Below are 1,203 nucleotides of genomic sequence, written 5' to 3' on the forward strand. Positions count from 1 at the left end.
CCCGGATTATTCGTGACGTTGTTCGCTTCGGCGGTCCGCGTTTTTCGGTGCCAGCCTGTATGTGATCAGGACGAGGGATTTCGCTGCGTCTATTTCACCGCGGATATTTGATAGGCTTGCGAGTTGGAGGGAGCGGTTCTGGCGTGCGGCCGGGGCGGCTATGTCGGGGCAGGCCTGAAGGCGGCCGCAATGGCCCGGAAGGTGCTGGCCTCGGGACAGGCTGACGCGAAGGCGATGCGGATGCGGGTTGCGGTTTCGATCACGCGGGCGGCGACCTTGAGGAGCCGCAGGCGCAGCGTGGCGAACTCGGCGGCGGCGAGCGCGCTTGTCTTGGGTATCGCCTGCTGGATGCGCCACATCAGCCAATAGGCGGCGGTATGCAGGATCAGCCGCATCTGGTTTGCGTTGGCCGATCGGCATGAAGTTCGATCGCTGCTGAGCTGGCTCTTGTGCCGCTTGATCAGGTTTTCGGCCTGACCACGGGCGCAGTAAAGGCTGTCGTAGATGTGCTCGGCCGAGCCTTCTGCCAGGGAAGTGACGACGTAGCGGATGTCCATGCCCAAGGTGCTGGCTTCGATCCGGGCGACGACGCGGCGCTGACACTTCCAGCTTTTCGCCCCATAGCGGATTTCGGCATAGCTGCGCAGCACCACCCGGTTTTCCTCGGCACGCTGGACGGCACAGGCATCGGCGGCGGCCACGATGTCGGGATTGGCACGCAGGGCGGCGTTGGTGGGAAGGCCGAAGACATAGTCGATGCCATGTGCCTCGCAGAAGGCCATGACCTCGGGCCTGCCATAATGCCCGTCGCCACGGACGGTGATGTGCGTAGCGGGCCAATGCTGGCGGATATGCCGCACGAGGCGCCGGATGTGCCCGGCGGCCTCCGCACCCGAGGGCGTCTTGCCGGTGCGCAGCAGCATGGCGACGGGGCGGCCCGTCGCCGTATCGTACACGTGGATCGGCAGAAAGCATCGCTCGCCATGGTGACCGTTCCAGAACGAAAGTTGCTGGTAGCCGTGCACGACGTCGCAGGTGTCATCGATATCCAGCGTCACCGCTTTGGGCGGTTTGGAATAGCTGGCGCAGTAGATGCCGACCATCGCAATCATCATCCGTGCCAGTTCGCGCGTGGTCGGGGCGTTCTCCCACCGGCTCATCGTCGGCTGGCTCGCCAGACCGACCCCTGCCTCCGGCGACTTA

Annotated in this window: 1 protein-coding gene; it reads right to left on the reverse strand. The window is 64.6% G+C overall.

All coding sequences use genetic code 11. The features are described from left to right. Positions 1–158: 158 nt before the first annotated feature. On the reverse strand, positions 159–1,203 hold a 1,045-nt coding region (locus tag SxD43FB_RS23625), incomplete at its 5' end, for an IS1380 family transposase (RefSeq protein WP_096064163.1).

Origin of the sequence: Sphingobium sp. D43FB, from assembly GCF_002312805.1 — a bacterium.
Taxonomy (GTDB): Bacteria; Pseudomonadota; Alphaproteobacteria; order Sphingomonadales; family Sphingomonadaceae; genus Sphingobium.